A 26,300-nucleotide genomic window follows, 5' to 3' on the forward strand; every position below is an offset into this window, starting at 1 on the left:
CTGGCGGACACCACCCCACGCGCGACCCGGTGGTACAGGACGCTCAACGCCCGGCTGCCAGCCTCCAGACCCGGGCGATATCCCGTGACCGCGCCGACAGCAGCGCCGGCGCCTCGGCACAGGCCTGTTCCAGGCTCATCGGCCCGGAAGCCAGGGCGAAGGCGGCGTCGACCCCGTGCTGGTACATCTGCTCATAACCCTCGCCCAGGGTGCCGGCCAGCACGATGACCGGCACACCTTGCTGGCGAGCGATCCGGGCCACGCCAAAAGGCGTCTTGCCGCGCAGGGTCTGGGCGTCGAAGCGGCCCTCGCCGGTGATCACCAGGTCGGCGCCCTGCACCGCCCGCTCCAGTCCCACCAGTTCGGCGACCACCTCCACCCCCGGGCGGAACCGCGCCGCGAAGAACGCCTTGGCGGCAAACCCCAGCCCACCCGCGGCGCCACTGCCCGGCTCGTCACGCACATCCCGTGGCAACACTGCGGCGCACTGATCGGCAAAATGCCCAAGCGCCGCGTCCAGCTCGTGTACCTGCGTCGGCGACGCGCCCTTCTGCGGGCCGAAGATCGCCGAGGCGCCCTGTTCCCCACACAAGGGGTTGTTCACGTCGGCGGCGATTTCGAAACGTACCGATGCCAGGCGTGGATCGAGGCCGCCGAGGTCGATCCGTCGCAGCCCCGCCAGAGCCAGGCCACCACGGGGCAACTCGCGGCCCTGGTCATCGAACAGGCCCAGGCCGAGGGCCTGCAAGGCGCCGGCACCGGCATCGTTGGTGGCACTGCCACCGATGGCGAGGATGATCCGCTGCGCTGCGGCGTCGAGGGCCGCGCCGATCAGTTGGCCGGTGCCGAAGGTGCTGGTGACGCAGGCATCACGCTGTCCGGGCGGCACCAGTTGCAGGCCGCTGGCCTCGGCCATCTCGATGATCGCGGTGCGACTTTGCGGCAACCAGCCCCAGTGGGCCCGCACCGGGGTACCCAGCGGCCCCTGGACGGTTTCGCTCCGCAGTTCGCCATTGCAGGCGGCAAGCACCGACTCCACCGTGCCCTCGCCGCCATCGGCCATGGGGTACCGGAGCAGTTGCGCCTGCGGCAGGACCTCGGCCAGCCCCTCGGCGATGGCCCTGGCGACACCGTCGGCGCTCAGGCTGTCCTTGAAGGAGTCGGGGGCGATGATGATTTTCATGGGGCTTCTCCGGTTCTTGTAGCGTCCATGCTGCCAGCAGAAACGGCGCATGACGCCGGTCTGCTGCACAAGCATTGCGGGGCTTTATTGTTCATTCACACAAACCCGAGGCGTGCCGGCCAGGCTTGCGGAACCATTCGCGGCGGTTCGGCGCCCCGACAAGTCGGATCGCCGCACCGCCGGCTCCTACCAGGGCAGCACAGGACGTCAGGTCTGGGGCAACAGTTGCACCCCCAGGTACAACGCCAGCATGCCATCGAGCCGCAACGGATCGACGCCGCTGAGTTCGGCGATCCGCTCCATGCGGTAACGCAGGCTGTTGCGATGGATACCCAGTGCCTCGGCACAGGCCTGGCTTTGGCCGTCATGCTCGCACCAACTGCGCAAGGTCAAGAGCAACTGACCGTTGCCGTCCTTGGCCAGCACCCTGCGCAGCGGCTTGAGCAGTTCCTCCAGGGCATCGTCGTTGCGATAGCGCCAGAGCATTGCCGGCAGGCGATAACGATCGAGCAGCAGCACGCGTGTATTCGGCAGCACTTCGCGACCATAGCCCAGCAGATCGCTGACCCGCCGATAACAGCGGCGCAACCCCGCCAGGCCATCGGCCTGGCCGCCCACCGCCACTCGCAATACCTTCCAGCCCAGGCCGTCGAGTTTTTCCAGCAGACGCGGTTCATCCAGCGACAGTGTCGCCGGGCGACACCAGAGCAACGACGCTTCGCTGGCACTGAAGCACCAACTGTCCGGGTAACGCGACCGCAGCCAGGCGATCAGCGCCTCGGTGGCCTGCCCCGGTTCCAGTTCGAACAGGCAGGGAATTCGCGACAATTGTGGCTTGAGCCCCATCTGCCGGGCCTCGTCGAGCAGGCGTGGCGAGTCACCATCATCGCCGAGCAGCAAGGCCAGCAGGTCATCGCAGCGCTGGCGCCGCCACTGCTGTTCAGCCTGCTGATGACGTTGCGCCACCAGCATCTCGGCCGTCATCCGCACCAGTTCGGCATAGGTGCGCAACTGGTCCGGATCACCGGTGATGCCCAACACACCGATCAGGCGCTGATCGTGCAGCAATGGCAGGTTGATGCCCGGTTGCACCCCCTTGAGGCACTTGGCCGTCTGCACGTCGATCTCCACCACCCTGCCGTTGGCCAGCACCAGTTGCGCGCCTTCGTGGCGGGTATTGATGCGTTCCTGTTCGCCGCTGCCGAGGATCAGGCCCTGGCTGTCCATGACGTTCACGTTGTAAGGCAGGATCGCCATCGTGCGGTCGACGATATCCTGCGCGAGGTCGTGGTCCAGTTCGAACATGAGAGAAGGGGTCCTTGCAATGAATTGTTCAGCGGCACAGGTCATGCTGGCAAACCCTGTGCGCCGGCACAAAGACAGCAGCATCGGGGTGGCCGAGACTCACAGGGCGAGCAACGTTACCCTTGCATCGCGAAAAATCATAATAAAGAGAGACCGACATGTCACAGAGCGCCGCGTTGCCCCAGGCCACCGCTGACTTGAAAAACGCCGTATACAAGCGCATCACCCTGCGCCTGATCCCCTTCATTTTCATCTGCTATCTGTTCAACTACCTCGACCGGGTCAACGTTGGATTCGCCAAGTTGCAGATGCTCGACGCCCTCAAGTTCAGTGAGACGGTCTACGGCCTCGGGGCCGGGATCTTCTTCATTGGCTACGTGCTGTGCGGCGTACCGAGCAACCTCGCACTGACCCGCTTCGGCCCGCGGCGCTGGATCGCGCTGATGATGATCACCTGGGGGACGCTGTCGACCTGCCTGCTGTTCGTCACCACCCCGACCCAGTTCTACACCCTGCGCCTGTTCACCGGCGCGGCGGAAGCCGGCTTCTTCCCTGGCGTGGTGCTGTACCTCTCGCAGTGGTTCCCGAGTTTCCGACGCGGCCGCATCATGGCCCTGTTCATGTCGGCGATTCCGGTCTCGGGCCTGCTTGGCAGCCCCTTCTCCGGCTGGATTCTCAACCACTTCGCCGCCGGCCAGGGTGGCCTCTCCGGCTGGCAGTGGATGTTCCTGCTGCAAGGCATCCCCACCGTCCTGCTCGGCGTGGCCGCCTTCTTCCTGCTGGCCGACAGGTTCGCCAACGCCAAGTGGCTGACCGCCGAGGAACGCGCGGTGCTGGAAGCCGACCAGGCCGAGGACGCGGCGAACAAGCCGCGCACCGTCAGCGATTCCCTCGGCGAAGTGTTCAGGAACCCGGCGATCTGGGCGTTCGGGCTGATCTATTTCTGCATCCAGAGTGGCGTCTATGCCATCAACTTCTGGCTGCCCTCGATCATCAAGAACCTCGGTTTCAGCGACAACCTGGTGATCGGCTGGCTCAGCGCAATTCCCTACCTGCTGGCCGCGGTGTTCATGCTGTTCGTCGGGCGCTCCGCCGACCTGCGCCAGGAGCGGCGCTGGCATCTGGTGGTACCGATGCTGATGGGCGCCGTGGGCCTGCTGATCGCGGTGAACTTCGCCAGCTCGCCGGCCATTGCCATTCTTGGCCTGAGCATCGCCACCATGGGTGCCCTCACCGGCCTGCCGATGTTCTGGCCGGTGCCCACTGCCCTGCTCAGTGCCGGCGCGGCCGCCGGCGGCCTGGCGCTGATCAACTCGATGGGCCAGATGGCCGGTTTCCTCAGCCCCTACCTGGTGGGCTGGATCAAGGATGCCAGCGGGTCCACCGATGCCGCACTGTATGTGCTGGCCGCGGTGATCGTCGCCGGTGCCGTGCTGGCCCTGCGCGTGACCCGCGGCCTGCGGGCGCAGTAACCGGTTCCCATGAAAAAGGCCTGATACCGGCAGCGCCGGCTATCAGGCCTTCGTTCCCCCCAAGGGAAGCCCGCTACGCGAGGGTCTTCGTCGCGCTTTCCTGCTGTGCCGAGTGCTGCGCCTTCTTGTGCACCTTGTGTTTTTTCCGGTGTTTCTGGGTGGCCGCTGCCAGTTGAGTACCGGCCTTGGTTACACTGATGCCCTGCGTCGTCGGTGCCGGCCGGGCCTGGGCCATGGCTGCCGGAATCATCGCGCCCTGCGCCACGATCACCGACAGCGCCAGTGCGACGAAATGTCTGGGTTTGAACATTGTTCCTCTCCCTGTAGAACCAAGATTGAATGCGACCTGGGCAGCACTTGCTCCGCAGCAAGTCGTAACAAAATATTTCTCGATTTCACCGTGACTGGATACCTGTCAGAAATGACAGTTCCGACGAACGGTAGCCGTGCTCGACCCGTATCGGCAGGAAACGCGGCGAACCACCCGATCCGCTCGTTCACGACTGCCGGGGGAAATTGGGGATTGCTCCAGGCCGGGCTTCTGGTATCTGATGGAGCACTTTCCTTCCGTGTAAAAGGACCTCCAGCATGAGCTATCGCCTCCTCGGTCATTCCGGACTCAAGGTTTCCACCCTGACCCTGGGCAGCATGATGTTCGGTGAGCAGACCGATACCGAGACTTCGCTGCGCATCATCGACAAGGCCTGGGACCAGGGCGTCAACTTCATCGATACCGCGGATGTCTACAACGCCGGGCGCTCGGAGGAAATCGTCGGTGAAGGCGTGGCGCGCCATCGCCACGACTGGATCATCGCCTCCAAGGTCGGCTTCGGCCCGGCGGATGGCACTCCGAACCGCCGAGGCCTGAGCCGCAAGCATATCTTCAATGCCATCGAGGCCAGCCTCACCCGCCTGGGCACCGATTACCTGGATATCTACTACCTGCACCGCGAGGACCACGACACGCCGCTGGAGGTCACCGTAGCGGCCATCGGCGACCTGCTGCGCCAGGGCAAGATCCGCTACTGGGGCCTTTCGAACTATCGTGGCTGGCGAATCGCCGAGGTGATTCGCGTGGCCGAGCGGCTCGGTGTCGACCGGCCGGTGATCAGCCAACCGCTGTACAACATCGTCAACCGCCAGGCCGAAGTCGAGCAGATCACCGCCGCCGCGGCCTATGGCCTTGGCGTGGTGCCCTACAGCCCGCTGGCCCGCGGAGTACTCAGCGGCAAGTACGCCCCGGACGTGGTACCGGACGCCAGCAGCCGTGCCGGACGCCAGGACCGGCGTATCCTCGAGACCGAATGGCGGCCGGAGTCCCTGCGTATCGCCCAGCAGATCCAGCAATACACTCAGGGCCGCGGCGTCGGCATCGTCGAGTTCGCCATTGCCTGGGTGTTGAACAACGCCGCGGTCAGCTCGGCGATCGTCGGTCCGCGCACCGAGCAACAGTGGGACAGCTACACCCGGGCGCTGGACGTGAAAATCAATGCCGAGGACGAAGCCTTCATCGATTCGCTGGTCACCCCGGGGCATGCCTCGACGCCCGGTTTCAACGATGTCGGCCACTTCGTTTCCGGGCGCAAGCCGCTCGAAAAGTGATGGTCAGCGCGGCGAGGCGCGCATGCGCCCTCGCCCGTCGCGTTGCCACGCTGGATAAATGCCGCTGAACGCGCCATCCTGCGCGCCTTTTCTCCAGCGCGGCGAATGGCTGCCGCGCCCGACCCTGCAAGGATCCTCCCATGCAAGACCAGCCACTGAACGACGCCGACTTCGAGTTCATCGAAGACACGCTGCTCAAATACGGCGACGACCACTCCGTCCTCAATCCTTCCGAGCTCGACGGCTACCTCACCGCACTGGTGTCCGGCCCGCTGCCAGTCGATATCTCGGTGTGGTTCCCGGCAATCTGGGGCGACCAGAATCCGAACTGGGAAACGCCCCAGGAGTGCAAGCGCTTCATCGACCTGAGCGTACGCCACATGAACGCCCGGGCAACCCGACTGGCCAGCGATGCCCAGGCTTTCAGGGCCCGCTTCGAGGAAACCGAGCATCAGGGCCAACTACTGGTCCTGGCCGAGGAATGGTGCTTCGGCTATCTGCGCGGCGTCGGTGTCAGCCAATGGCCGGCGTTGCCGGCGGCGCAAGCCCAGTGGCTGGACGCGATCACCCTGTGCGCCGAGCAGGACAACTTCGAACTGCCGGCCGACCTCGACGTGGTCCTGCATCGCCAGCGCGTGGCGGCCATCGAGCCGGCGGCGCGTGGGTTGCATGACTACTGGCAGGCACAGCGGTAACGGCAGCACTCCCGGACAGACACCGGCGTCGATTGTCGCAATCATCGGTTGATAGCCAAAAGCCACCAACCGATAATCCCGCTCCCATTCGACTCACGCAAGGAAATGCCGTGAAAAAAGCTCTACTGTCCATCCCCCTGCTGGCGCTGTTGCTGCAAGGGTGTGGCATGACCATCACCCGCTACGACCCCAGTTTCGACAACGTGCAGGTGCTCAAGCAGAACCTGCCCCTGGAGCCGATCAGCGAGGCGAAGGTCACCGCAGCCAGCGGCCAGGGTTCACTGACCGTCCGGACCAACCCCATCCGCTCGCCCAGCGGCAGCATCCCCCTGCATGTCCAGGACGCCCTGAACCAGGAGCTGCGGCTGGCCGGCCTGCTCGATCCCCAGGCACCACGGCAGTTGAACGTGCTGCTGGTGAAAAACGACCTGACCGCCGGCGCAGGCACAGGCACGGGCGTACTCGCGGCACACTTCACCCTGCTCAAGGCGGGCCAGGTGACCTACGATGCGACCCGGGAAGTGCACAGCGAATGGGCCAGCAGCCCGATAGGAGCGATCGCCATTCCGAATGCGGCGAATGCCTACAACCCGCTGGTGCGCAGCCTGCTGAACGCGTTGTACAGCGACCCGCTGTTCATCCAGGCGTTGAAGTGAGGGCATGACAGCCTGAGGGTGCTGGCCGTTCGCGGATGAGGCCGGCCCCCACAACGGGCGACGCACAGAACATGTGTGTCGGGCGCGGTTGCCGCGGGAGCCGGCCCCATCCGCGAACGGCGAAGGCGGCACGGCGTATCGGCTTGCCGATCAGGCGCGAGGGGCGAAGCCCAGCGCCGAGTACTTGAGGCTGTTGCTCTCGACCATCTGCTTGAGCAGCGCATTGACCTGGCGGCCGAAGGTGTCGTTCACCGCATCCTTCGGCGTCTTGCTCGCCAGTGGGAGGAACCAGATACCGATCCAGGTGTTGATCGCATCGTGGTTGCTGCTGTTGCTCAGGGCCTGCCCTTGCGGGTCGAGCACTTCAAGACTCATGGTGTACTGGTCGGTCGCCAGCGCGGGGATGAGGGTGAAGGTGAACCCGCTGACGAAAGCCATCGCCAATTGACCGCCCCCTGGCGGGTGGTTGTAGACCTTCAGGCGCAGGTTGTAGTCACCCGGCTGCTTCTGGAACTCGTCCAGGGTCACCCGGCCGAACAGGCCCGAGTCGGTCAGTGCCTTCTGCAACTGCGGCTTGAGCATTTCCCGCGCTTGTGGAACCTCGACCGCCGACGCGCTCTTCGGCTCGCCCTGGTAGAAATCGAACTTGACGAAAACGTTCGGCTTGTTCGAATAGGCCGCCATGGAAGGCATCTTGACCGGAGCCACTTCATCCTTCGTGAAACTGGCGCAACCGCTCAACGTAAGCGCCAGGGCCAACCCCAGCATTTTTCCGATCTTCATTACCGCGTCCTTAGTGAGATATCAAAGCGCCTCCATCACCGGAGTTGCTGCGGCGGGATTCTAGAGCGTCGCACGCAACATCAAAAGGCCATATTTCGGAAAAATATCGGGATATCGGACTACACAGCGTTCATGTTCATGGGCGAGTTGATCGAGCGCGATGCCACCGACTCGATCTTCACCCATCCAAAAATGAAACAGACCGAAAATTACATCACCGGTCGTTTCGGCCGATTGCCGCTGCTCCGGTGCGGCCCTGGTTTCATGGGACGGTCAAAGGCTGCTTTAATGAGTCGACTGCATTGATCCTTCAAATGCATGGATCAGCCTCTCGAACCACCCGACAAGGTAGCGCCACGATGGAACGTCTCACCGCGAAAGACTTCGCTCCCGAACTGCTGGAACTCTACGACTACTACGTCCATGGCAGGATCACCCGGCGGGAGTTCATCGACCGTGCGGCCAGGTTCACCCTCGGCGCGATGGCAGCCGCCAGCGTGCTGCAAGCCCTGAGCCCGAACTATGCACTGGCCGAACAGGTATCCTTCACCGACCCGGAAATCATCGCCGAATACATCACCTACCCCTCGCCCAAAGGCCATCAGCAGGTGCGTGGCTACCTGGTCCGCCCGGCCCGGGTCACGGGCAAGGTCCCGGCGGTGGTCGTAGTGCACGAGAATCGCGGTCTCAACCCCTATATCGAGGATGTCGCCCGGCGCGTGGCCAAGGCCGGCTTCATCGCCCTGGCGCCGGATGGCCTGTCCTCGGTCGGCGGCTACCCCGGCAACGACGAGAAAGGCGTGGCGCTGCAGAAGAGCGTCGACCCCGAGAAGCTGATGAACGATTTCTTCGCCGCCATCGAATGGTTGATGAAACAGGATGCCAGCACCGGCAAGGTCGGCATCACCGGTTTCTGCTACGGCGGCGGAGTCGCCAATGCGGCGGCCGTGGCCTACCCCGAGCTGGGCGCGGCCGTACCGTTCTACGGCCGCCAGCCCAAGGCCGAGGATGTCGCCAGGATCAAGGCGCCGCTGCTGCTGCACTATGCCGAACTGGACAAACCCATCACCGACGGCTGGCCGGCCTACGAGCAGGCCCTCAAGAGTGCGGGCAAGACCTATGAGGTTCATATCTACCAGGGCGTCAACCACGGCTTCCACAACGACTCCACGCCCCGCTATGACGAGGCGGCCGCCAACCTGGCCTGGGACCGCACCGTGGCCTGGTTCCGCCGCTACCTCGCCTGAGTGTCGTCAGAGCCGAAAGCGGTCCACCGATTGCGACAGTTTCCCGGCCAGGCTGGACAACTGGTCGGTGGCTTCCGCCGTCTGGCCGATGACCCGGTTGTTGCCGGCGGACATGTCGGCGATCTTCTCCACCTGATGGGAGATCTCGTTGCTGACCAGGCTCTGTTCGCCGATGGTCCGTGAGATGTCGTTGACCAGTTGACTGGTGTTGAGCGTCGCCTCGAGGATTTCGCGGATGGCCCGTTCGACCTCGGCGGTCACCGCCATGCCCTTGTCGACCTGGGCCACCCCGGCCTCCATGCTGCTGACCGCCTCGCGCGTACTGCTCTGGATACGCAGGACCATATCGGCGATTTCCTGGGTCGAGGCGCTGGTGCGTCCGGCCAGCCCGCGCACCTCATCGGCCACCACGGCGAAACCGCGGCCCTGCTCGCCGGCACGGGCCGCCTCGATGGCCGCGTTGAGCGCCAGGAGGTTGGTCTGTTCGGCAATGCCCTGGATCACCTGGACAATGCCGAAGATCGCCTCGGACTCCTTGTCCAGGGTCCGAATCACCTGCGCCGACTGCTGTGCCGAGCGGGCAATGTCATCCATGTCGCTGACCACCTGGTGAATCACCCGGCCGCCGTTCTTGGCCAGCGCTTCGGCCTGGTTGGCCATGTCCAGGGCGCGCTCGGCGTGGCGGGTGATTTCCTCGATGCTCGCCGTCATTTCGCTGGCCGCCGCCGCCATGGTGCCGGCCGCCTCGCTCTGTTGCTGGCTGCTGCCCGCCACCTGATGACAGCCGCCGCTCAACTGTTCGCTCATGTCGTTGACGCCATGGGCATTGCTGCGTACCACCTCGATCATGCTGCGCAGGTCACGCTGCATGGTCGCCAGGTTGCGGATCAGCCGCGCAGCCTCGTCCTGTTGCCGGGGCTCGTCGATTTTCGTGCTCAGGTCGCCATGGGCAATGTCGGCGGCAATACGGCTGGCGGCCTGCAACGGGCCCATGATGCCGTTGATGACCCAACGCCCCTGGACCAGCAGCAACAGCAGGCCGGCGACCAGCACCCCCACCAGGATCAGGTTGGCGTTGTTGATGGTGTGCCGGGTACCCTCGCCACTCGACTGCGCGTTGGACTCGATCAGCTCGCTCAGCTTGGCCATCGCGTCCTCCAACTGGCTGAACGCACTGTTGAACGAGCCCAACTGCTGCTGGGCACCGTCCGGGTTGGCAATGGCCAGGTCGACGATATGCTCGGCCGCGCCGATGTAGGTTTCCAGGCTCGGCCTGATCTGGTTCAGCGCCGCCTTGAGCGTGTCGTTGACCGGCAGCTTGAGGTTCTCCTCCAGCACTTCGCGAAAGTGCTTGGCGTGCTCGGTCAGCGAATCGCGCACCTCGGTATCGGAACTGGCGCTCTTGCCCAGCCCCACCAGCATCGCCGACAGCACATCGGCGCGCAGGGCATCGTGCATCATGTCGGCTTCCAGGTGATTGCGCAGCAGGGTCATGCTCACCTCGCTGTCGCTGGTGGCCTGCGCCATCCGCAGGTTGCCCAGGTAACCGACCAACCCCATGACCAGCACCGTGAGCAGGCCGCTGCCTATCAGCAGGTACAGACGCAATCTTATCGACACAATGCAGCCCTCTATCAGCCCAGGACAAACCGGTCGGCCGCAGGAACAGTAAGCGTGCCGACACCCCCTGACGGTTATTTAAGACCATTTTCAGGGTTTGACCGCACCGTTGCGCTGTACAGGGCTATTTCGCCTTGTCGTCCCTGGGCTTGTAGAACAGGAACCTGGCGGTCTCGGCGGTGCGGATGTACTGCCTGACCCAGTCCGGACTGACGCTGCGGTCATGGAAGTACATGGCGCCATGGGTGCGGTCCTCGAGCTGCTGGTTGAGGGCCTTGCGGGCGATTTCCTTGGCAAGCGCATAACGGTCCTCCTCCTGGACATCGTCCGGACGACCGTCGCACCACCAGGAGAACTGGCAGGCCTTCTTCTCCGAGCCCTGCTTGACCACTTCGCAGATGGTCCCGGGAAAACCGTCATGCCCGAGCCGGTTGATCACGACACTGGCGACCGCCTCCATGTCGGCTGGCTCACCGCCCTTGGCCTCCCAGTAGATAGTGCGCGACAGGCAGGTGATGGTATCGGCCACCGCGGCATCGCCAGCCGGGTCCACCGCCTGCGTCTCGCCCCGGGTCAGGGTTGGCGCCTTCGGCTGCGCTGCCGGGCTCTGCTTTTCGGCGGCTTTCTGTTCCAGCGCTTCGGCCTTGTCGATGACGACCTGTGGCTGGGGTTGTGATTCGGCAGCCGCGACGAGCGCGGCTTCGCAGGCGATAAAAGTGATCACAAGACACGCGACTATCCCGTTGAGACGCATGATCGAACCCTGTCGAATAAACCCTGCCCGCGATGATCAACCTGCCACGGCCGGGCAGTCGATCCGGGGCGGGCTGGCAGGTTCGACCGCACCACGGATGAATCATTCCACCACCGGTTTCACACAAAAGGCCTTGCCTTCACCGGGGCACTATCGCGCATCATGTGCGCAGTTCGTTCGAGGAAGATGTCCATGCACGCCCTGTTTTCCACTCTGCGTCCAGCCGTGCTCGCCCTGGGGCTGGCAGTCAGTGTCAATGCCCTGGCCAGCGACGAAACGCAACTGCTGCAGTCGATCAACAGCTACCGTGGCCAGATCCAGCGCTGTGGTGGCCAGGCCTCGCTGGAACTGCCACCGCTGGCGGCCGATCCCCGCCTGGTCCTGCCGCCGGACAGCCCTGGCGACCTGCAGCAGGCGCTGACGCGGGCGGCCTATCCGATGGTTAATGTGCAGGCGATCAGCCTGTCCGGGCCGCGGGATGCCGATGCAGCGATGAAGGCCGTGCGCGAGAGCTTCTGCCGGGTGGTGCTGGACCCGCAGTTCGTCGACATCGGCGTCAGCCGCCAGGGCAACGACTGGCGTATCGTCCTCGCGCGGCCGCTGCTGACCGCGCGCCTTGGCGATTCCCAGGCCGAGGGCCAGAAACTGCTGGAGATGATCAACGGCGCCCGCAGCCAGCCGCGCCAGTGTGGCAGCCAGCCGTTCGCCGCCAGTGCACCGCTGGCCTGGAACGCCCTGCTGGCGGGCGCGGCCGAGGGGCATAGCCGCAACATGGCCAACAGCAACTTCTTCGACCACCAGGACCGCGACGGTCACACGCCGGGTGACCGCGCCGAGCTGGCGGGCTACCTCGCCCAGCAGATCGGCGAAAACATCGCCGCCGGCCAGGACAGTGCGCGCAAGGTGGTCGATGGCTGGCTGGCCAGCCCCGGCCATTGCGCCAACCTGATGAACCCGCAGTTCCACGAAATGGGCGGGGCCTATGCGGTCGACCCGAAGAGCGATTCGGGCATCTACTGGACCGCGATGTTCGGCACCCAACAATAGTGCGGCTCAGCCAAGACGCTCCTGGACCAGGGCACTGGCCTGGCGCGTAAGCTGGTCGAGGTGGCGGTCGCGCTTCTTCTCGGCCTCCGCCATCGCCTTGCGCCCGTGCTGCTGCAACAGGTAGGCATGAATCTGCCGCACCTCCTTCGAGCTGTAGATCGGCGCCACGTCGATCACCGCAATCAGGCCGTCGGTCCCGTGATCACGAGTGTTCATCAGCACCTGCGGCCCGCGGGCAGCCAGCACCTGGAATCCCATCGCCTCGAAATACGGCACCTTGCCCGCTGAGCAGGCCAGTTCGGCGTGGGGGTAGTGCTCGAACATCCGCGCCAGCATCGCGCGGGCCACACCTTGTCGGCGGCGATCGGCCTTGACGGCCATGTAGGCTACGGCGCAGGCCTGAGCGTCATCCCTGGCAGGCAGATACAGCACAAAGCCCAGCACCTGCGATGGGGCCTCGTCATCCAGGGCCACGATCAGTTCCGCCGGGATGCCCTTGCTGCCGTCCATGGCCTCCAGATAGAGATGCACCTCGTAGCCGACCCCGTACTGATAGAGGTTGTACAACGGGTTGCTCGGGGGCAGCGCGACCTGGCTGATATCGGTGAAATAGTCGACCACCATTTGCAGGATCTGGCTTTTGATCGACTCTGGGGGTGGGGTTTGCAGGCGGGTCAGCGTGAACATCGACAATCGGGCTCCGGGCAAGGGCATGTCCGGGCTCGGGGGGGGGGGGGAAATGCCCGGACTTGCCCATTGTACCCGGTCTGCCACAGGGGAACGGTGGACTGTCAGGCGCAGCGATTAAGATCAAAAAGTAATCAATCAATAAAAAATCAGTATTTATCGTTATTAGAACAACCACGTACTCTCAGCGCATACCGACACAGGAGAGTCCCCATGCAGCCGACCGATACCGTCATCGACCTCGCCCACTACCGCAAGCGCAAACAGGCGCAGCAACTGGGCCGGGTACTGTGGGCGCTCTATGCACGCAACGCTGGCCAACAGGCGTTCCAATGGGCTCAGGGCGTACGCGCCAGCGAGACCCGTCACGCGTGAATGCACAAGATCCTTCGCGGTTCCTGGCTGGCTCCGATGAGCCAACCCTGGACCTGAACAACCTGCCGGCGCTCGACGAAGACCCGATCTGTGCACGGGTCGCCGAGAACCTGCAGCGCCTGCGCGGCAAACACCACCTTTCCCTCGATGCCCTTGCCCGCCAATGCGGGGTCAGCCGCGCCATGCTCGCGCAGATCGAATCCGGACGCAGCGTGCCGTCGATCAAGGTGCTGTGCAAGATCGCCAAGGGCCTGAAGGTCTCGGTGGCGGCGTTTCTCGAACACCGCGCCTTCGATGGGGTTGCGGTACTCTCGGCCAGCCGCAGCAAGCGCCTGGTCAACGCCAATGGCACCTTCACCAGCCGCGCCCTGTTTCCCTTCGACGTGACCCGCCAATCGGAATTCTACGAGCTGCGCCTGAGCCCACTGGGCGAAGAGGCATCCGAGGGCCACGGCCCCGGCGTCCAGGAGAACCTGGTGGTGGCCCAGGGCGTATTGGAGATCAGCGTCAACAACGAGCGCTACCTGCTGTCCCCTGGCGACTCGATCCTGTTCTACGCCGACCAGCCGCACCGCTACCGCAACCCCGCCGACAGCGAAGCGGTGGCCTATCTGGTGGTGACCCACCCCGAACGCCTGGACTGAACGACCCGGCACGAAAAAGCCCGGCATGGATCGCTCCAGCCGGGCCTTTCATGATCGGATCAGCGATCAGCAGGTGCAGCACATCAACGGCATGCCGTTGCAGCTCATCATCATCGGCATGCCGCAATCGTTCATCAGCTTCATCATCAGGGTGCAGCAGCTCTTCATCATGTCCATGTTCATGCCGGCCATCGGCATGACCTTGCACATCATGGCGTCGCCCTGCATGGAGCATTCCATCACGCACTTCATCGATGGCATCGGCATGCCCATCATCGGCATGGGCATCATGCCGTTCATCATCGGCATCGCCATTGCGGTCTGGGACATGCACATCATGCTCATGTTGGCGCAGTGCATCATCATCGGCATGCCGCAGTCCATCATCATCTGCATCATTTGCGCGCTGTTGCGGAACATCGCCATGTCCATGCCCGCTGCCGGCATCATCTTGCACAGCATGCCGTCATCCATCATTTCGCAGGTCATGGTCGCCATCATCATCGGCATGCCCATGGCTGGCATCATCGGCATGGTGTTCATCGGCATTTGCATCTGCATGGCATTCATCATGGTGGAGCTCCCTGATCTTCGATAGTTGGATGAAGCGGATGGGGCGGATTCTAGGGAATGCCCCACAGACGACAAGACGCCGATCAAGCAGCAGAAACGACTGCCGAAACGACCGTTGCGCTGCCTTTTATGGAGAGATATCCGTCATGGCAGCGACTTTGCTGCCTAGGCAGACGAGAGAGCGATTCCAGCAGCGCTTCAGGCGTCATGGATATGCTTGCAAGCGCTATACAAATAACCGAAAGAAATAATCAGTCTAAGCAGCGGGGAAATTCTCAACGCCGATGGGCCAGGGAGCGCACCAGACGGTCGCCCAGGCTCTGTACACCCTGCACCAGAATCACCAGCACCACCACCGTGGCCACCATCACCTCGTTGTTGAAACGCTGGTAACCGTAGCGGATGGCCAGGTCACCCAGGCCGCCGCCACCGATGACCCCGGCCATTGAGGAAAAGCCGATCAGCATCACCAGGGTCAGCGTCACACCGGCGAGCAGCGCCGGCAACGATTCGGGCAGCAGCACCTTGAGGATCACATGGCGAATGTCGCCGCCCATGGACAGGATGGCTTCGATCCGCCCCTTCTCGACCTCATCCAGTGCACTTTCGACAATGCGGGCAAAGAACGGAAAGGCACCGATGGTGATCGGCACCACGGCGGCGGTGCTGCCCAGAGTGGTGCCGACGACCAGCCGGGTCAGCGGGATCAGCGCAATCAGCATCACCACGAACGGCAGCGACCGCCCCAGGTTGACCAGCGCCGCCAGGCTGCCGTTCAACCGCGGCAGCGGATACAGGCCGTTGCGGCGGGTGACGAACAGCAGCACCCCCAGCGGCAGGCCGATCAGCAGGGTGAACAACCCGGCCAGCAGCACCATGTAGAGGGTCTCGCCAGTGGCATTGAGCACCAGCTGGAAAATCTCGCTCCAATCGATCGTGCGGTTCATGGCAGTGCCAACCTCAGGCTCGGTGTGCGCACTTCATCGTCGAAGTGCGGAGGGGCGGCCGGGCGCAACGAGCGCCCCAGGGCGGAGTCCGGGTCCGCCAGCAGCCGCGGCAACGGACCGGACTCCAGCAGCCGGCCATGGGCCAGGGAGGCCGCGTGGTCGCAGATCGAGCGGACCACGTCCAGTTCATGGGTGATCAGTACGATGGTCAGGCCCAGGCGATGGTTGATGTCGCGCAGCAGTTGCAGGATCGACTCGGTGGTTTCCGGGTCCAGCGCACTGGTGGCCTCGTCCGACAGCAGATACGCCGGGCGTGCCGCCAGCGCGCGGGCAATGCCTACCCGCTGTTTCTGCCCACCGGACAGTTGCGAGGGAAAGGCCTGCGCCTTGTCCGCCAGCCCCACCAGTTCCAGCAACTCACCCACCCGCGCCTGGCGCTCGGCCCTGGCGATGCCGGCGATTTCCAGGGGCACGGCGACATTGTCGAAAACCGTGCGCGAATGCAGCAGGTTGAAGCCCTGGAAGATCATGCCGATGCGCTGGCGGTGGCGACGCAGCTCGCGGTCGGACAGCGCGGCCAGGTCCTGGCCATCGACCACCACCCGCCCCGCAGTCGGACGCTCGAGCAGATTGAGGCAGCGCAGCAGGGTCGACTTGCCGGCGCCACTGCGACCGACGATACCGTAGATCGAACCGTCCGGAATGCTCAGCGACACCTGGTCGAGGACCGCCGGGCCATCGCCATAGCGTTTGCTCAACTGCTCGACGCGGATCATTGCACGTTGCCCGCGACCGGGATCACCGATCCGGCGTAGTTGTCCTCGATGAACTTCGCCACCTGCGGCGAAACCAGATCCCTGGCCAGCTGCTGGATACGCGGGTCATCCTGCAGTTTCGGCGTGGTCACCACGATATTGGCGTACGGGTTGTTGCCGGCCTTCTCCAGGCCCAGGGCATCCCTGGCCGGCGATAACCCGGCTTCCAACGCGTAGTTGCCGTTGATCACCGCCAGGTCCACGTCGTCCAGGGCACGCGGTATCTGCGGCGACTCGATTTCGAGGATCTTCAACTGCTTCGGATTCTCGGCGATGTCCTTGGGCGTGGCCTGGTCGGTGGCCGGGTTGTTGAAGCCGGGCTTGAGCCTGATCAGGCCGTTGTCCTGCAACAGGTACAGCGCACGGCTGAGGTTGGTGACGTTGTTGGGTACGGCCACAGTGCCCTTTGGCGGTACCTGGTCGAAGCTTTTGTGCCGATGTGAATAGATCCCCAGCGGCTCGATGTGCACGGTCGCCGCCACGGCGAACTTCTGGCCCAGGGCCTGTTCCTGGGAGTGCAGGTACGGCAGGTGCTGGAAGTAGTTGGCATCGACATCGCCATGGGCCAGCAACTCGTTGGAGTTCACGCCGTTGGGGATCTCGATGACCTTGAGGTTCAGTTGCGGGTCGAGCTTCTGCACATAGGCGAGGATCTGCGCATGGGGCACCGGGTCGGCGGCCACCCGCAAGGGCTCGGCCGCCAGGGCGGTGAACGAAGAGCAAAGTCCGGCCCAGACCGCCAGGGTCGATGCGGTTTTTTTCAACATGCTGATAGTCCTTGATCGGGTGTAGGGGTCAGGCGCTGACGGCCTTGGGCGCCAGTGCATCGGCATAGAAACGTTGGGCGACATCGGGGTGCGAACGCAGGCGGCCCTTGAGGTAGTTCCAGCCGACGTCGCGGAACAACGGGTTGTCCGGATCGCTGGCCGGTCCGCGGGCCTCGCGCAACAAGGCGGTCGGCAGCGGGTACAGCGGCACCACCGCATCCAGTTGCGCACCGAGGAAGAAGGCGATCGACAGCCGCTCGCTGCCCGCCGGCGGCGACTGCACACGGTGTACCGTGGCACGCAGGTAGCCATTGGTGGCCAGTTCCAGCAACTCGCCGATGTTCACCACCAGGGTGTTGTCCCGGGGCAGTGCATCGATCCAGCGGCCCTCCTCGACTTCCACCTGTAGGCCGGCCTGCCGGTCCTGCAGCAGGAAACTGAGGAAGCCGGAGTCCTTGTGGGCTCCGACGCCCTGGTTGCTCTCGTTCGCCGCGCGACCGGGGTAACGGATCAGCTTGATATGTTCGTTGGGCTTGTCGCCATACAACGGGTCGAAGGCCCCTTCGGGCAACGACAGCGCCTCGGCGAAGGCCCGCAGCAGGCGCAGTGACATGCCGGTCATGGCCTGCTGCCATTCGAGCAGCAGCGGCTTGAGTTGCGGCAACGCCTGCGGCCACAGGTTCGGCCCCTGCAGGCGGGCCCAGGTCGGCGTGTTTGCGTCCACCGCGAGCGCCTGGCGTTCGGCGCCGACATCGAACTGTTCGCGCAGGTCCGGCTGGCCCCGGGTGATCTCCGACGCAGCGCGGTTGTAGCCACGGAAATGCGGCGAATGGATCATGCCGACGGCGGCCTTTTCCTCGTCGGGCAAGGCGAAGAACTGCCGGGCATGTTCCTGGACCTGCCGCAGCAGGCCGCTGTCGACGCCATGACCGGTCAGGTAGAAGAAGCCAACGTCCCGTGCCGCGTGACGCAGCGCATCGAGGAAGTCCTGGCGTTGTTCGGCGTTGCCATCGAGCGCCGAGAGGTCCAGCAGCGGTAATGCGGTGATGTCCAACGGCTGCGGCATGTTTCACTCCCTGTGATCGGAACGGATGGGGCTTTCTATTCAAACTATCTGATCTTAAAAATCATCAATAAATATCTTTTTAGAATTAGCTTAGTTTCGCTGTCGATCGGCTCGTCATGATCAGGTGGGCGTCGCAGGCTCCTTCCCCGGCCGGGCCGGAAGGCTCTGGAACGCGAGTTACGGGGAAAGCCTGGAAAGAGGCCCGGAAAATCGACTTATACCCAAAAGATATCAAATCATTCTTTTATATTCTTTTGTCGTTCAGTCGTTGGGCTGCAAGACTCGGCGCCGAATCATCCATCAAGTGTTGAGAACCCCATGAAAAAACTGACTGCCCTCACTGCCCTTACTCTCGCGATCGTCTCGGGCCTGGCCCACGCCGACCGCCTGGAAGACATCAGGAAATCCGGCGTCCTGCGTGTCGCCGCGTTCGACAGCAACCCGCCATTCGGCTTCATCGACGCCAAGACCAAGCAGATCGAAGGCCTGGACGTGGATTACGCCAAGGCCATCGCCGACAAGCTCGGCGTGAAACTGCAACTGCAACCGACCAACCCGGCCAACCGCGTGCCGTTGCTGGTCGCCAACAAGGTCGACCTGGTGCTGGCCAACTTCACCATCACCCCGGAGCGGGCCGAGCAGGTCAATTTCAGCATTCCCTACTTCAGTTCAGGCCAGCAGTTCATCGTCAAGAAAGGCACTCTCAAGTCCCGCGACGACCTGAACAAGTGGCGCGTCGGCGTCGACAAGGGCACCGTCAACGAAGGCGTGCTGCGCGAGAAATTCCCCGGTGCCAAGGTCGTCGCCTACGACGACACGCCGTTCGCCTTCACCGCCCTGCGCAACGGCAACGTCCAGGCCATCACCCAGGACGGCCCGAAACTGATCGGCCTGCTGGCCAACGTGCCGGACAAGGACAAGTACGAAGTACCGCCCTTCACCATCTCCAACGACCTGATCGGCGTCGGCATTCCCAAGGGCGAAACCGCCCTGACCGACCTGGTCAACCAGACCCTGGTGGAACTGGAAGCCAAGGGCCAGGCGCAGAAGATCTACGACACCTGGTTCGGTCCCGACACCAAGACCCCGCTGGCGCGCCTGTACAAGATCGGCGACAAGAGCTGATCGCCCTCCCCGCCGTACCCCCACAGCCTGCCCGGTTCGCCGTGCGGGCTCTTTGTCTTCTGGATGGACACCGTGATCGATGTTTGGTGAATTGCTCGGCCCGCAGTACCTGAAATGGCTGTTCGATGGATTTGTCCTGACCCTGGCGCTGTCCGCCGTGGTCTGCCTGGTGGCGACCGGGCTGGGCTTTCTGGTGTGCCTGGCACGCCTGTCCGGCTCGCGCTGGCTGGCCTGGCCTGCACGTGGCTACCTGGCGCTGCTGCGCAACACTCCGCTGCTGGTACAACTGTTCTTCTGGTACTTCGGCGTCAGCGCGCTGCTGCCCGAAGAGCTGGTGACCTGGCTCAACCTGCCCCATGAGGTGAGCGTCGCCGGCATGACCCTCGACTGGCCGTCCTTCGAATTCATCGCCGGTTTCTGGGGGCTGATGCTCTACACCTCGGCGTTTATCGCCGAAGAGTTCCGCGCCGGCGTCGCCTCGGTGCGTCCGCAACAGCGCGAAGCCGGCCTGGCCATGGGCCTGCGCCCGGCACAGGTGTGGCGCTACGTGGTATTGCCGCAGGCCCTGCGCACGGCCCTGGGGCCCTTGCTCGGGCAATACATGAACGCCCTGAAGAACTCCTCGCTGACCATGGCCATCGGCCTGGCCGAGCTGTCCTACGCCTCGCGCCAGGTCGAGACCGAGACCTTCAAGACCTTCCAGGCGTTCGGCTTCGCCACCCTGCTCTACATCTTCAGCATCGCGCTGATCGAAGCGGCGGGCCAGTGGATCCGCCAGACCCGCCGTTATCGCCAGGGAGCGGCATGAACCATGGACTTTTCCGTCATCACCGACAACCTCGACTACTTCCTGCTCGGCGCCTACCCCAACGGCCCGCTGGGCGGCGCCGCGCTGACCCTGGTGCTGAGCGTGCTGTCCGGCGTCAGCGCGGCCATCCTCGGCCTGGTGCTGGGCATTGCCCTGAGCACCGTCAAAGGCTGGCCGAAAGGTCTATTGATTGCGGTACTGGGTTTCCTGCGGGCGATCCCGGTGCTGATGCTGATCTTCTGGAGCTACTTCCTGCTGCCGATTCTGTTCCACTTCGACATCCCGGCGCTGTTCACCGTGGTCTGTGCCCTGTCGCTGATCGGCGGCGCGTACCTGGCGTACTCGGTGCACGCCGGTATCCAGAGCCTGCCGGCCGGCCAGTGGGCCGCGGCACGGGCACTGGGCATGCGGCCGGTACAGGTCATGCGCCTGATCATCCTGCCCCAGGCGTTGCCGATCATGCTGCCGTCGTTCCTCAACCAGTGGATCTCACTGATCAAGGACACGTCGCTGGCGTATGTGATCGGCGTGGGCGAGCTGTCGTTCGTGGCGACGCAGGTGAGCAACCGGGTGATGGTTCATCCGACGGAAATCTTTGTGTTCGTGGCGCTGGTGTATTTCGTGTTCTGTACCGGCCTCGATCTGCTGGCGGGTGTGCTGACCCGCAAGCAGGCAACCACTCGATAAGCCCAGGCACTGCAGCTCGCTCTCCTGTGGGAGCGGGCTTTCACCGACTATTCGAAGACCAGCACCTCACAGCCCTTGGCCTCGACCATCTCGGCAAACGCCGGCAGCCGTGCGACGAAATCCCGTTCGAACGCCAGGTAACGATCCTGGGTCGGCAGGTAGCGAATCGTCGGCTCGACCCGTGGAATATCCCTGGACGACAGCTTGAGCACCCGGTTGCTGCTCTGGTTCCAGAACCAGGCGATGGTCCGTGTGCCGAAACTGTTGGACTGATAGTTCAGCACCCACCAATCGCCGTGCCCACGGCAAGCCTGCACCCTGCCATGGAAGGTGCGCAGCGTGATCGTGCGCTTGGGCTGCGTGACGAAATACTGTGTCTGCTGGCGCATCTCGCTGCCAAACCCATCCAGCACCGCCCTGCTCGCGCTGCCGGTCACGAAGTTGAAACGCCATGCCTCCAATACCCGCTCGCCCCAACCCGCATCCTCCGGATTCTGGCGCTGGCCCTGGCTGAACAGCAGCACTTCGTCGTTGCCCAGGTACAGGCTGGAGGCCCAGTCCTGGGCACCGCCTGCGGGCATCGGCCGGGCAGCCGCGGCCTGGCCCGGCTGCTCCTCATCCCAGATCCAGCATCGCGGCCCGTTGTATTGCATGAACAGCAAACGACGGGAGCCGATCTGCAGGATCGCCACGTCATCCGGGTACTCGAAAATCACCTCACTGGAGTCCGCGGTGATACGCCAGATACGCGTGAGGTGTTCCGGCTCATACAGGCGCTGGCGTTCGAATATCCGCGAATCCATGACCAGGGTGGTCCACTCGCACTCCGGCCAATCCACCCCCGCCGGACCGAAAGGCTGGATCGCCTGCCCCTGGCAGGTTTCATAGCGGAACCGGTCTTCGCCGTGGCGTTCCCCCCTCTTGACGCGGCGCTTCCACAGGCTGCGCTCGGGGCTGGCATGGATGAGTTGCAGGTCCGCCCCGTCCGTGCCATCGGCTCGGTGCTCGAGCATGTCCTGTTCGGTCGGCGGCCATGGGTTGTAATTGATCAGGAAACACTGCCAGTGCTCTTCGTCCTGCTCGGTGATCGAGGCCCAACCGTTGATGTAGTGGGTCTCGTCAACGTAGGTGGCGCCCGGATAGTGGTGCACCTCCTGCAGCCAGTTCAGCTTGCGGCGCTTGCCCCTGGCCTTGTCGGGCTCGGGCACGGACGGCTGTTGTGCGCCGATCAAGGTCGGGGTGAGCCTTGGCTCGCCGTGGTCCTTCTCCCAGTACCGGGCAAAGGCCTGGCGTTGTTCAACAGGCACGATGACCGGCCGATAGTCATCGGCTCCGGCATCCAGGTTCCACACGTCGTAGCCCTGCTGCGCCAACAGGGGCACCAGGGCCTGCAGGCAGACTTCAGCCATTTCGTTGGACAATTCATCCAGCAGCGCCTCGAACCCTGCGCCGGAAAATACGCTGATCTGGGGATAGTAATGCTGGAACAGCGCGAGCAGCTCGCCGCCAGGTATTTTCCAATCGACATGAAGCCGTGGATCGAATGGGGATTGCATCAGCGGCCTTCCTCGGCGATTGGGGTGCACATCTTAGACTCACACCCGTCGGGCCGCCTATCGGCGCCAGGCGACCCCGTTCACAAATAGCGGATGATACGAATCGCCACTCTACAAGTCGCCACTCTACAACGACCCCCTTCCCTGTCCGGTAGCCGGCAATTCCCGGGTCGGCTCCTTCGGCCCGATGAAGAACCAGAGCACCAGGCCCAGCACCGGCACCCAGATCAGCACGACGATCCATAATCCCTTGGTGCCGGCGCTCCGTCCGCTCCTGAGCACACTCCTGATGGCCCACAACTCGACCAGCAACACCACCACCGCCAGGGCGATCCAGACATATTCGATTTGCATGGTTTTCCTCCCTTGTGTCTGACGTTAGGTAGGAGCCAGTGGCGAGGGTTCATTCGGATTTCATGGGGTTTGCGCCTCACTCCCGAAATCCGCGCGAATCGTCGGAATTTACAGCCCATGCTCAGAGAGATATCCTTTTGCCACCCATGAGAATCAGACTCATTTCCTAAAAGGCATCCCGTTGACTCAGCATTCCCACTACCCCACGCCCATGCTCAAGGACAGCGAAACAGGCATCTATTCCAAACCCCGCATCTTCCTGCACTGGTTATCTGCCGCCGTGATCCTGTGGGCGACCTTCAGCGGCTTCGGCGTGACCCTGCTGGATCAGCACGCGCCATTTCGGCAATGGGTCGAGTCGTTCAACCCTCAACTCACCAGCCTTTTCATCCCGTTTTTCGCCTGGCGTCTCTGGCTCGCGATAAAGGCCCCCGCGCACCCCGCCCACCGTGGCTGGCAGGCTCGCCTGGCCGGGCTTGCCCATGTGGCGATCTATGCCACGGTGACTGCCGTGCTGGTCACGGGGGTGCTGATGATGAATCACCCGGTGGAGATACTCGATCTGTTCGAGTTGCCACAGTGGGTCCATTCCAGATCCGCGTTGCTGCAACTGCATCAGGAACACCATGTCATGTGCGCACTGCTCGGCGGATTGGTTGCGCTGCACCTGCTGGCGGTGGTGCAACATCAGCTGATGGGAAGATCGGTATTGGGCAGGATGCTCAATCGCCAACCTCGCCCGGAAAACCGATGACATCCCTGCAACGTTGAACCGGCCACTCAGGCTGGGCTCGAAACCTGCTCACGCAACCTACTTTCCCCTTCACCTGTTACCAGCGTGTAGCCGTCTGTTAAACATTGAAAAACAATGTAATTCCATCATCCCGAGGCTTGTAGAGGATCGGCTGTTGCCTATTTACTAACGCAAATTGCCTATCAACCACTTGTCCGCAAAAGTGGTCGAGCGGTTTCTCATCCTGTGACAAGACAGCCCGAACCGAGAGGATTTGCCTGGTGCCCCATCTAACCTTCCGCCGCGCCGAACCGGCTGATTCATCGACCTGCATCAGGATCCGCGGGTTGACGAGAGAAAATGCGTTCACCGAGGAGGATCTGCGCGCCCTGGGGATCACCGTCGAGTCCTGGAGCGCAGGCATCCTGGACGGCAGCGCTCCCGGCTTCGTCGCCTGCGTGGACGGCCAGATCGTCGGCTACTGTTTTGGTGAACGGGATACCGGGGAAATCACCGTGCTGGCCCTGCTACCCGCCTACGAGGGCCAGGGCATCGGTAAACACCTGCTGGCGATGATGACCGATACCTTGCGAGATCAAGGGTTCAAGCGCTTGTTCCTGGCATGTGCCAGCGACCCGAGCGTACGCTCCTACGGTTTCTACCGGCACCTGGGCTGGACCTCGACAGGCACGCTGGATGAAGCTGGAGACGAGATACTGGAAATATCGGTTGGATGATTGTGGATCTCTCAATCACTCATCCCAAACGCCTTATCCAACCCCTTGGCGCCCTTGGACGTCAGACTCAGGGCGCGTGAATCAAGATGACGGCTGACCCAGCCACGCTTGAGCAGCAACTCCAGCAACGCCGCCCCCAACGCCCCACCGATATGCGGGGAACGTTCGCTCCAGTCCAGGCAGGGATAGGCCAGGCGTCGGCGCTGGCGGGACACCGCCTCGACATCGATGCCCAAACGAACCAGGGCGCTGGTTCCCTGTGCCGTCAAGCGGTAATCCCTGCCCGCAGCCTCGATCCAGTTTCCTCGTAACAGCGCGTCATGCAGCCTGACGGCGACCTCTCCCGCGATGTGGTCATAGCAGGTCCTGGCCTGCCGCAAGGTTGAAGGCGTTGCCGACTGGAACGGCACCACATCGCGGGCGCTGATTGCCAATAGCGCCTCCAGGGCCCGAGCCACCTGGGAATTGGCCAGGCGATAGTAGCGATGCCTGCCCTGCACCAGCATTTCAACCAGTCCCTGCTCACGCAGGCGCAGAAAGTGCCCGCTGGCCGAAGACGCACCGATATCAGCCACGGCCGCCAGTTCCGTGGCCGTACGTGCATGACCATCGAGCAGGCTGCAGAGCATTCGTGCCCGTGCCGGATCGGCGATCGCACCGGCGACGGCTGCCAGGGACAGGTCAGTTGTTTCTGCATCCATAGTTCACCATTACATGAAGTATCTCTGTCAGCGCGCATCATACTCGCCAAAAACCTGTTGAAAGGATGCATTCATGAAACAAGCGAATTTTTTTGGCCGAAAGGTCGTGGCAGCGACCTTCCTGATGGCGGTGTTTGGCTGGGGTATCGGTTTCTATGGGCCGCCGATCTTCCTTCACGCGGTGATCCAGCGCACCGGTTGGCCCCTGCCACTGTGTTCGGCGGCAGTTACCCTGCATTTCCTCGCGGGAATCCTGGTAGTGGTGAATCTGCCCCGGCTCTACAGGGGCCTCGGACTTCCTCTCACCACCGTGCTGGGTTCGGTGCTGCTGGGCGTCGGCATCTACGGCTGGTCCATCGCCGCCCAGCCCTACCAACTGTTCATCGCCGCGACCCTGAGCGGCCTGGGCTGGGTCACGCTCGGCGCGGCCGCCGTCAATGCGCTCATCTCTCCCTGGTTTGTGCTCAAGCGCCCATCCGCCCTGGCAACGGCCTATAACGGCGCAAGTATCGGCGGCGTGATTTTCTCCTCGGCCTGGGTGTACCTGATCGAGCGGATCGGCTTCAGCCAGGCGGCCCTCGTGATTGCCAGCGTGTCGACGGCGACCATTGCCGTGCTGGCAATCACGGTGTTCAGGTTCCGTCCGGAAATGCTCGGGCAGTATGCCGACGGTGCCGCACAACCGCCCGTGCAGCCAGCCGTTGCCCCCATGGCCGTAACCACCTCGCTCTGGCGCGATCGTCGCTTCGTCACCCTGGCGGTGGCCATGTCGCTGGGCCTGTTCGCCCAGATCGGGCTGGTCACTCACCTGTTTCTCATCCTGACCGGGCATGTCAGCGAGACCCGTGCCGGGCTGGCGATGGGATTGGCAACGGCAAGCGCAATCGCAGGTCGCACACTGGTGGGCTGGCTGATGCCAGCGGGGGCGAATCGCCGCAACGTCGCCTGCCTGAGCTACGGTTGCCAACTGCTCGGCTGCCTGGTGCTGACTGGGCTGGGAGCTTTCCCCGAGTCGCTGTGGGTCGGGGTCATCCTGTTCGGCGTAGGCATCGGCAACGCCACCTCGCTGCCACCGCTGATTGCACAAGTGGAGTTTCCAGGGGCGCAGACCCAGCGAGTGGTCACGCTGATCGTTGCCACGGCCCAAGGCTGCTATGCCTTTGCGCCGGCCTTGTTCGGTGCGCTCAAGAGCCTGGCCGGCGCCGCACAGGGGGAACTTCTGCTGCTGGGCTGCGCGGCTATGGTCCAGGGCTTGGCGATCCTCTCCCTGCAGTTGGGCAGACAGGAACAAAGGCCTCTGCTACATGAACCGACGGCCTGATCCTTTCATCTTGCCGAGAACCACGCCGTGCTAGATTTTC

The 26,300-nt window shown here is 63.5% G+C and carries 29 protein-coding genes and 2 pseudogenes; 15 read left to right on the forward strand and 16 right to left on the reverse strand.

The annotated features are described in order from the left end of the window. Positions 1–43 precede the first annotated feature (43 nt). Together ACMGT0_RS16760 and ACMGT0_RS16765 are read right to left on the reverse strand one after the other, a co-directional pair. Entirely contained in the window at positions 44–1,183 is a 1,140-nt protein-coding gene (locus ACMGT0_RS16760; protein ID WP_416769013.1) for a glycerate kinase, read from the reverse strand. Between the two features lie 207 nt (positions 1,184–1,390). Then, on the reverse strand, positions 1,391–2,488 hold the full coding sequence (locus ACMGT0_RS16765) for a sugar diacid recognition domain-containing protein (RefSeq protein ID WP_416769014.1): 1,098 nt from the start codon (positions 2,486–2,488) through the stop codon (positions 1,391–1,393). A 158-nt stretch (positions 2,489–2,646) separates the two neighbouring features. Between ACMGT0_RS16765 and ACMGT0_RS16770 the strand changes: the two genes are divergently transcribed. Further along, entirely contained in the window at positions 2,647–3,960 is a 1,314-nt protein-coding gene (locus ACMGT0_RS16770) for an MFS transporter (RefSeq protein ID WP_054060000.1), read from the forward strand. A 73-nt stretch (positions 3,961–4,033) separates the two neighbouring features. Here the strand turns inward: ACMGT0_RS16770 and ACMGT0_RS16775 are convergent, their stop codons facing one another. After that, complete coding sequence (locus tag ACMGT0_RS16775; protein ID WP_273820820.1) at positions 4,034–4,270, reverse strand: hypothetical protein; 237 nt, start codon at positions 4,268–4,270, stop codon at positions 4,034–4,036. A 278-nt stretch (positions 4,271–4,548) separates the two neighbouring features. Here ACMGT0_RS16775 and ACMGT0_RS16780 point away from each other — a divergent pair, with 278 nt between their 5' ends. The 3 genes from ACMGT0_RS16780 (at position 4,549) to ACMGT0_RS16790 (ending at position 6,913) form a co-directional block, all read left to right on the forward strand. Next, on the forward strand, positions 4,549–5,562 hold the full coding sequence (locus ACMGT0_RS16780; protein WP_054060002.1) for an aldo/keto reductase: 1,014 nt from the start codon (positions 4,549–4,551) through the stop codon (positions 5,560–5,562). 140 nt (positions 5,563–5,702) lie between these two features. Beyond that, positions 5,703–6,257 carry a UPF0149 family protein gene (locus tag ACMGT0_RS16785; RefSeq protein ID WP_054060003.1) on the forward strand — a complete coding sequence of 185 codons (555 nt, stop codon included), beginning with the start codon at positions 5,703–5,705 and terminating at the stop codon, positions 6,255–6,257. A gap of 110 nt (positions 6,258–6,367) precedes the next feature. After that, positions 6,368–6,913, forward strand: a complete 546-nt coding sequence (locus tag ACMGT0_RS16790) for a hypothetical protein (protein ID WP_054060004.1) — start codon at positions 6,368–6,370, stop codon at positions 6,911–6,913. 150 nt (positions 6,914–7,063) lie between these two features. Here ACMGT0_RS16790 and ACMGT0_RS16795 read toward each other — a convergent pair whose 3' ends face one another. Beyond that, positions 7,064–7,696, reverse strand: a complete 633-nt coding sequence (locus ACMGT0_RS16795; protein WP_054060005.1) for a hypothetical protein — start codon at positions 7,694–7,696, stop codon at positions 7,064–7,066. A gap of 114 nt (positions 7,697–7,810) precedes the next feature. Here ACMGT0_RS16795 and ACMGT0_RS16800 point away from each other — a divergent pair. Together ACMGT0_RS16800 and yghX are read left to right on the forward strand one after the other, a co-directional pair. After that, positions 7,811–7,927: pseudogene (locus ACMGT0_RS16800) on the forward strand (phosphate ABC transporter ATP-binding protein); the annotation flags it as partial. 128 nt (positions 7,928–8,055) lie between these two features. Continuing rightward, positions 8,056–8,943 carry a YghX family hydrolase gene (gene yghX / locus ACMGT0_RS16805; protein WP_054060006.1) on the forward strand — a complete coding sequence of 296 codons (888 nt, stop codon included), beginning with the start codon at positions 8,056–8,058 and terminating at the stop codon, positions 8,941–8,943. Positions 8,944–8,949: 6 nt separating this feature from the next. On the opposite strand, the gene ACMGT0_RS16810 is transcribed toward yghX, so the two are convergent. From ACMGT0_RS16810 to ACMGT0_RS16820, 3 genes and pseudogenes are all read right to left on the reverse strand, one after another. Next, positions 8,950–9,813, reverse strand: a complete 864-nt coding sequence (locus ACMGT0_RS16810; protein WP_416773499.1) for a methyl-accepting chemotaxis protein — start codon at positions 9,811–9,813, stop codon at positions 8,950–8,952. Then, positions 9,808–10,563 (reverse strand): annotated as a pseudogene (locus ACMGT0_RS16815) (MCP four helix bundle domain-containing protein); the annotation flags it as partial. The gene ACMGT0_RS16810 and the pseudogene ACMGT0_RS16815, both read right to left, overlap by 6 nt. Positions 10,564–10,687: 124 nt before the next feature. Further along, on the reverse strand, positions 10,688–11,317 hold the full coding sequence (locus ACMGT0_RS16820) for a cell wall hydrolase (protein ID WP_054060008.1): 630 nt from the start codon (positions 11,315–11,317) through the stop codon (positions 10,688–10,690). 192 nt (positions 11,318–11,509) lie between these two features. Here ACMGT0_RS16820 and ACMGT0_RS16825 point away from each other — a divergent pair, with 192 nt between their 5' ends. After that, positions 11,510–12,364: a CAP domain-containing protein gene (locus ACMGT0_RS16825; protein ID WP_416769015.1), complete on the forward strand. Its 855-nt coding sequence runs from the start codon at positions 11,510–11,512 to the stop codon at positions 12,362–12,364. Positions 12,365–12,370: 6 nt separating this feature from the next. Here ACMGT0_RS16825 and ACMGT0_RS16830 read toward each other — a convergent pair whose 3' ends face one another. After that, complete coding sequence (locus ACMGT0_RS16830; protein WP_416773501.1) at positions 12,371–13,051, reverse strand: GNAT family N-acetyltransferase; 681 nt, start codon at positions 13,049–13,051, stop codon at positions 12,371–12,373. A 213-nt stretch (positions 13,052–13,264) separates the two neighbouring features. Between ACMGT0_RS16830 and ACMGT0_RS16835 the strand changes: the two genes are divergently transcribed. Together ACMGT0_RS16835 and ACMGT0_RS16840 are read left to right on the forward strand one after the other, a co-directional pair. After that, complete coding sequence (locus tag ACMGT0_RS16835; protein WP_192842725.1) at positions 13,265–13,426, forward strand: hypothetical protein; 162 nt, start codon at positions 13,265–13,267, stop codon at positions 13,424–13,426. Beyond that, positions 13,423–14,070, forward strand: coding sequence for a helix-turn-helix domain-containing protein (locus tag ACMGT0_RS16840; protein WP_416769016.1), 648 nt, complete (start codon positions 13,423–13,425; stop codon positions 14,068–14,070). The genes ACMGT0_RS16835 and ACMGT0_RS16840 overlap by 4 nt, the downstream gene beginning before the upstream one ends. A gap of 66 nt (positions 14,071–14,136) precedes the next feature. Here ACMGT0_RS16840 and ACMGT0_RS16845 read toward each other — a convergent pair whose 3' ends face one another. The 5 genes from ACMGT0_RS16845 to ACMGT0_RS16865 all read right to left on the reverse strand — a co-directional run bounded on the left by ACMGT0_RS16845 (position 14,137) and on the right by ACMGT0_RS16865 (position 18,238). Next, positions 14,137–14,643, reverse strand: coding sequence for a hypothetical protein (locus ACMGT0_RS16845; RefSeq protein WP_081009871.1), 507 nt, complete (start codon positions 14,641–14,643; stop codon positions 14,137–14,139). A gap of 275 nt (positions 14,644–14,918) precedes the next feature. Then, a complete protein-coding gene (locus ACMGT0_RS16850) occupies positions 14,919–15,590 on the reverse strand; it encodes a methionine ABC transporter permease (RefSeq protein ID WP_054063264.1) in 672 nt (223 codons plus the stop codon). After that, entirely contained in the window at positions 15,587–16,366 is a 780-nt protein-coding gene (locus tag ACMGT0_RS16855) for a methionine ABC transporter ATP-binding protein (protein ID WP_081005981.1), read from the reverse strand. The genes ACMGT0_RS16850 and ACMGT0_RS16855 overlap by 4 nt, the downstream gene beginning before the upstream one ends. Beyond that, on the reverse strand, positions 16,363–17,172 hold the full coding sequence (locus tag ACMGT0_RS16860; RefSeq protein ID WP_054058835.1) for a MetQ/NlpA family ABC transporter substrate-binding protein: 810 nt from the start codon (positions 17,170–17,172) through the stop codon (positions 16,363–16,365). Before ACMGT0_RS16860 ends, ACMGT0_RS16855 begins: the two co-directional genes overlap by 4 nt. A gap of 28 nt (positions 17,173–17,200) precedes the next feature. Further along, positions 17,201–18,238: an isopenicillin N synthase family dioxygenase gene (locus ACMGT0_RS16865; protein ID WP_054058836.1), complete on the reverse strand. Its 1,038-nt coding sequence runs from the start codon at positions 18,236–18,238 to the stop codon at positions 17,201–17,203. Between the two features lie 318 nt (positions 18,239–18,556). Here ACMGT0_RS16865 and ACMGT0_RS16870 point away from each other — a divergent pair, with 318 nt between their 5' ends. From ACMGT0_RS16870 to ACMGT0_RS16880, 3 genes are all read left to right on the forward strand, one after another. Next, on the forward strand, positions 18,557–19,363 hold the full coding sequence (locus ACMGT0_RS16870) for an ABC transporter substrate-binding protein (RefSeq protein ID WP_054058837.1): 807 nt from the start codon (positions 18,557–18,559) through the stop codon (positions 19,361–19,363). A gap of 79 nt (positions 19,364–19,442) precedes the next feature. Further along, positions 19,443–20,171 (forward strand): amino acid ABC transporter permease, encoded by a 729-nt coding sequence (locus tag ACMGT0_RS16875; RefSeq protein ID WP_054058838.1) that lies wholly within the window; start codon positions 19,443–19,445, stop codon positions 20,169–20,171. A gap of 3 nt (positions 20,172–20,174) precedes the next feature. Next, the gene (locus ACMGT0_RS16880; RefSeq protein ID WP_054058839.1) at positions 20,175–20,858 is read left to right on the forward strand and encodes an amino acid ABC transporter permease; all 684 of its coding nucleotides are present in this window, start codon (positions 20,175–20,177) and stop codon (positions 20,856–20,858) included. A 47-nt stretch (positions 20,859–20,905) separates the two neighbouring features. Here the strand turns inward: ACMGT0_RS16880 and ACMGT0_RS16885 are convergent, their stop codons facing one another. Continuing rightward, positions 20,906–22,414: a hypothetical protein gene (locus ACMGT0_RS16885; RefSeq protein WP_416769017.1), complete on the reverse strand. Its 1,509-nt coding sequence runs from the start codon at positions 22,412–22,414 to the stop codon at positions 20,906–20,908. Positions 22,415–22,540: 126 nt separating this feature from the next. Then, positions 22,541–22,768 carry a PLD nuclease N-terminal domain-containing protein gene (locus ACMGT0_RS16890; RefSeq protein ID WP_054058841.1) on the reverse strand — a complete coding sequence of 76 codons (228 nt, stop codon included), beginning with the start codon at positions 22,766–22,768 and terminating at the stop codon, positions 22,541–22,543. A 211-nt stretch (positions 22,769–22,979) separates the two neighbouring features. Between ACMGT0_RS16890 and ACMGT0_RS16895 the strand changes: the two genes are divergently transcribed. Both ACMGT0_RS16895 and ACMGT0_RS16900 read left to right on the forward strand, forming a co-directional pair. Further along, a complete protein-coding gene (locus tag ACMGT0_RS16895; protein WP_416769018.1) occupies positions 22,980–23,522 on the forward strand; it encodes a cytochrome b in 543 nt (180 codons plus the stop codon). Positions 23,523–23,848: 326 nt separating this feature from the next. Then, the gene (locus tag ACMGT0_RS16900) at positions 23,849–24,238 is read left to right on the forward strand and encodes a GNAT family N-acetyltransferase (RefSeq protein ID WP_416769019.1); all 390 of its coding nucleotides are present in this window, start codon (positions 23,849–23,851) and stop codon (positions 24,236–24,238) included. An 11-nt stretch (positions 24,239–24,249) separates the two neighbouring features. Here the strand turns inward: ACMGT0_RS16900 and ACMGT0_RS16905 are convergent, their stop codons facing one another. Continuing rightward, a complete protein-coding gene (locus tag ACMGT0_RS16905) occupies positions 24,250–24,939 on the reverse strand; it encodes an ArsR/SmtB family transcription factor (RefSeq protein WP_416769020.1) in 690 nt (229 codons plus the stop codon). A gap of 73 nt (positions 24,940–25,012) precedes the next feature. On the opposite strand from ACMGT0_RS16905, the gene ACMGT0_RS16910 reads away from it, so the two are divergent. Then, positions 25,013–26,260, forward strand: a complete 1,248-nt coding sequence (locus tag ACMGT0_RS16910) for an MFS transporter (RefSeq protein ID WP_416769021.1) — start codon at positions 25,013–25,015, stop codon at positions 26,258–26,260. The last annotated feature ends 40 nt before the right edge of the window (positions 26,261–26,300 follow it).

The sequence above is a fragment of the Pseudomonas sp. RHF3.3-3 genome, assembly GCF_048069595.1.
Taxonomy (GTDB): Bacteria; Pseudomonadota; Gammaproteobacteria; order Pseudomonadales; family Pseudomonadaceae; genus Aquipseudomonas; species Aquipseudomonas fuscovaginae_B.

What these genes read in the sequence shown, in the direction of transcription:
- ACMGT0_RS16760 (WP_416769013.1), bottom strand. Translation starts at nt 1,183, where the DNA reads ATGAAAATCATCATCGCCCCCGACTCCTTCAAGGACAGCCTGAGCGCC.
- ACMGT0_RS16765 (WP_416769014.1), bottom strand. Translation starts at nt 2,488, where the DNA reads ATGTTCGAACTGGACCACGACCTCGCGCAGGATATCGTCGACCGCACG.
- yghX (WP_054060006.1), top strand. Translation starts at nt 8,056, where the DNA reads ATGGAACGTCTCACCGCGAAAGACTTCGCTCCCGAACTGCTGGAACTC.
- ACMGT0_RS16860 (WP_054058835.1), bottom strand. Translation starts at nt 17,172, where the DNA reads ATGTTGAAAAAAACCGCATCGACCCTGGCGGTCTGGGCCGGACTTTGC.
- ACMGT0_RS16835 (WP_192842725.1), top strand. Translation starts at nt 13,265, where the DNA reads ATGCAGCCGACCGATACCGTCATCGACCTCGCCCACTACCGCAAGCGC.
- ACMGT0_RS16810 (WP_416773499.1), bottom strand. Translation starts at nt 9,813, where the DNA reads ATGCAGCGTGACCTGCGCAGCATGATCGAGGTGGTACGCAGCAATGCC.
- ACMGT0_RS16845 (WP_081009871.1), bottom strand. Translation starts at nt 14,643, where the DNA reads ATGATGAATGCCATGCAGATGCAAATGCCGATGAACACCATGCCGATG.
- ACMGT0_RS16905 (WP_416769020.1), bottom strand. Translation starts at nt 24,939, where the DNA reads ATGGATGCAGAAACAACTGACCTGTCCCTGGCAGCCGTCGCCGGTGCG.
- ACMGT0_RS16825 (WP_416769015.1), top strand. Translation starts at nt 11,510, where the DNA reads ATGCACGCCCTGTTTTCCACTCTGCGTCCAGCCGTGCTCGCCCTGGGG.
- ACMGT0_RS16820 (WP_054060008.1), bottom strand. Translation starts at nt 11,317, where the DNA reads ATGCGTCTCAACGGGATAGTCGCGTGTCTTGTGATCACTTTTATCGCC.
- ACMGT0_RS16895 (WP_416769018.1), top strand. Translation starts at nt 22,980, where the DNA reads ATGCTCAAGGACAGCGAAACAGGCATCTATTCCAAACCCCGCATCTTC.
- ACMGT0_RS16830 (WP_416773501.1), bottom strand. Translation starts at nt 13,051, where the DNA reads ATGTTCACGCTGACCCGCCTGCAAACCCCACCCCCAGAGTCGATCAAA.
- ACMGT0_RS16890 (WP_054058841.1), bottom strand. Translation starts at nt 22,768, where the DNA reads ATGCAAATCGAATATGTCTGGATCGCCCTGGCGGTGGTGGTGTTGCTG.
- ACMGT0_RS16855 (WP_081005981.1), bottom strand. Translation starts at nt 16,366, where the DNA reads ATGATCCGCGTCGAGCAGTTGAGCAAACGCTATGGCGATGGCCCGGCG.
- ACMGT0_RS16885 (WP_416769017.1), bottom strand. Translation starts at nt 22,414, where the DNA reads ATGCAATCCCCATTCGATCCACGGCTTCATGTCGATTGGAAAATACCT.
- ACMGT0_RS16785 (WP_054060003.1), top strand. Translation starts at nt 5,703, where the DNA reads ATGCAAGACCAGCCACTGAACGACGCCGACTTCGAGTTCATCGAAGAC.
- ACMGT0_RS16910 (WP_416769021.1), top strand. Translation starts at nt 25,013, where the DNA reads ATGAAACAAGCGAATTTTTTTGGCCGAAAGGTCGTGGCAGCGACCTTC.
- ACMGT0_RS16775 (WP_273820820.1), bottom strand. Translation starts at nt 4,270, where the DNA reads ATGTTCAAACCCAGACATTTCGTCGCACTGGCGCTGTCGGTGATCGTG.
- ACMGT0_RS16865 (WP_054058836.1), bottom strand. Translation starts at nt 18,238, where the DNA reads ATGCCGCAGCCGTTGGACATCACCGCATTACCGCTGCTGGACCTCTCG.
- ACMGT0_RS16795 (WP_054060005.1), bottom strand. Translation starts at nt 7,696, where the DNA reads ATGAAGATCGGAAAAATGCTGGGGTTGGCCCTGGCGCTTACGTTGAGC.
- ACMGT0_RS16870 (WP_054058837.1), top strand. Translation starts at nt 18,557, where the DNA reads ATGAAAAAACTGACTGCCCTCACTGCCCTTACTCTCGCGATCGTCTCG.
- ACMGT0_RS16770 (WP_054060000.1), top strand. Translation starts at nt 2,647, where the DNA reads ATGTCACAGAGCGCCGCGTTGCCCCAGGCCACCGCTGACTTGAAAAAC.
- ACMGT0_RS16850 (WP_054063264.1), bottom strand. Translation starts at nt 15,590, where the DNA reads ATGAACCGCACGATCGATTGGAGCGAGATTTTCCAGCTGGTGCTCAAT.
- ACMGT0_RS16780 (WP_054060002.1), top strand. Translation starts at nt 4,549, where the DNA reads ATGAGCTATCGCCTCCTCGGTCATTCCGGACTCAAGGTTTCCACCCTG.
- ACMGT0_RS16875 (WP_054058838.1), top strand. Translation starts at nt 19,443, where the DNA reads ATGTTTGGTGAATTGCTCGGCCCGCAGTACCTGAAATGGCTGTTCGAT.
- ACMGT0_RS16880 (WP_054058839.1), top strand. Translation starts at nt 20,175, where the DNA reads ATGGACTTTTCCGTCATCACCGACAACCTCGACTACTTCCTGCTCGGC.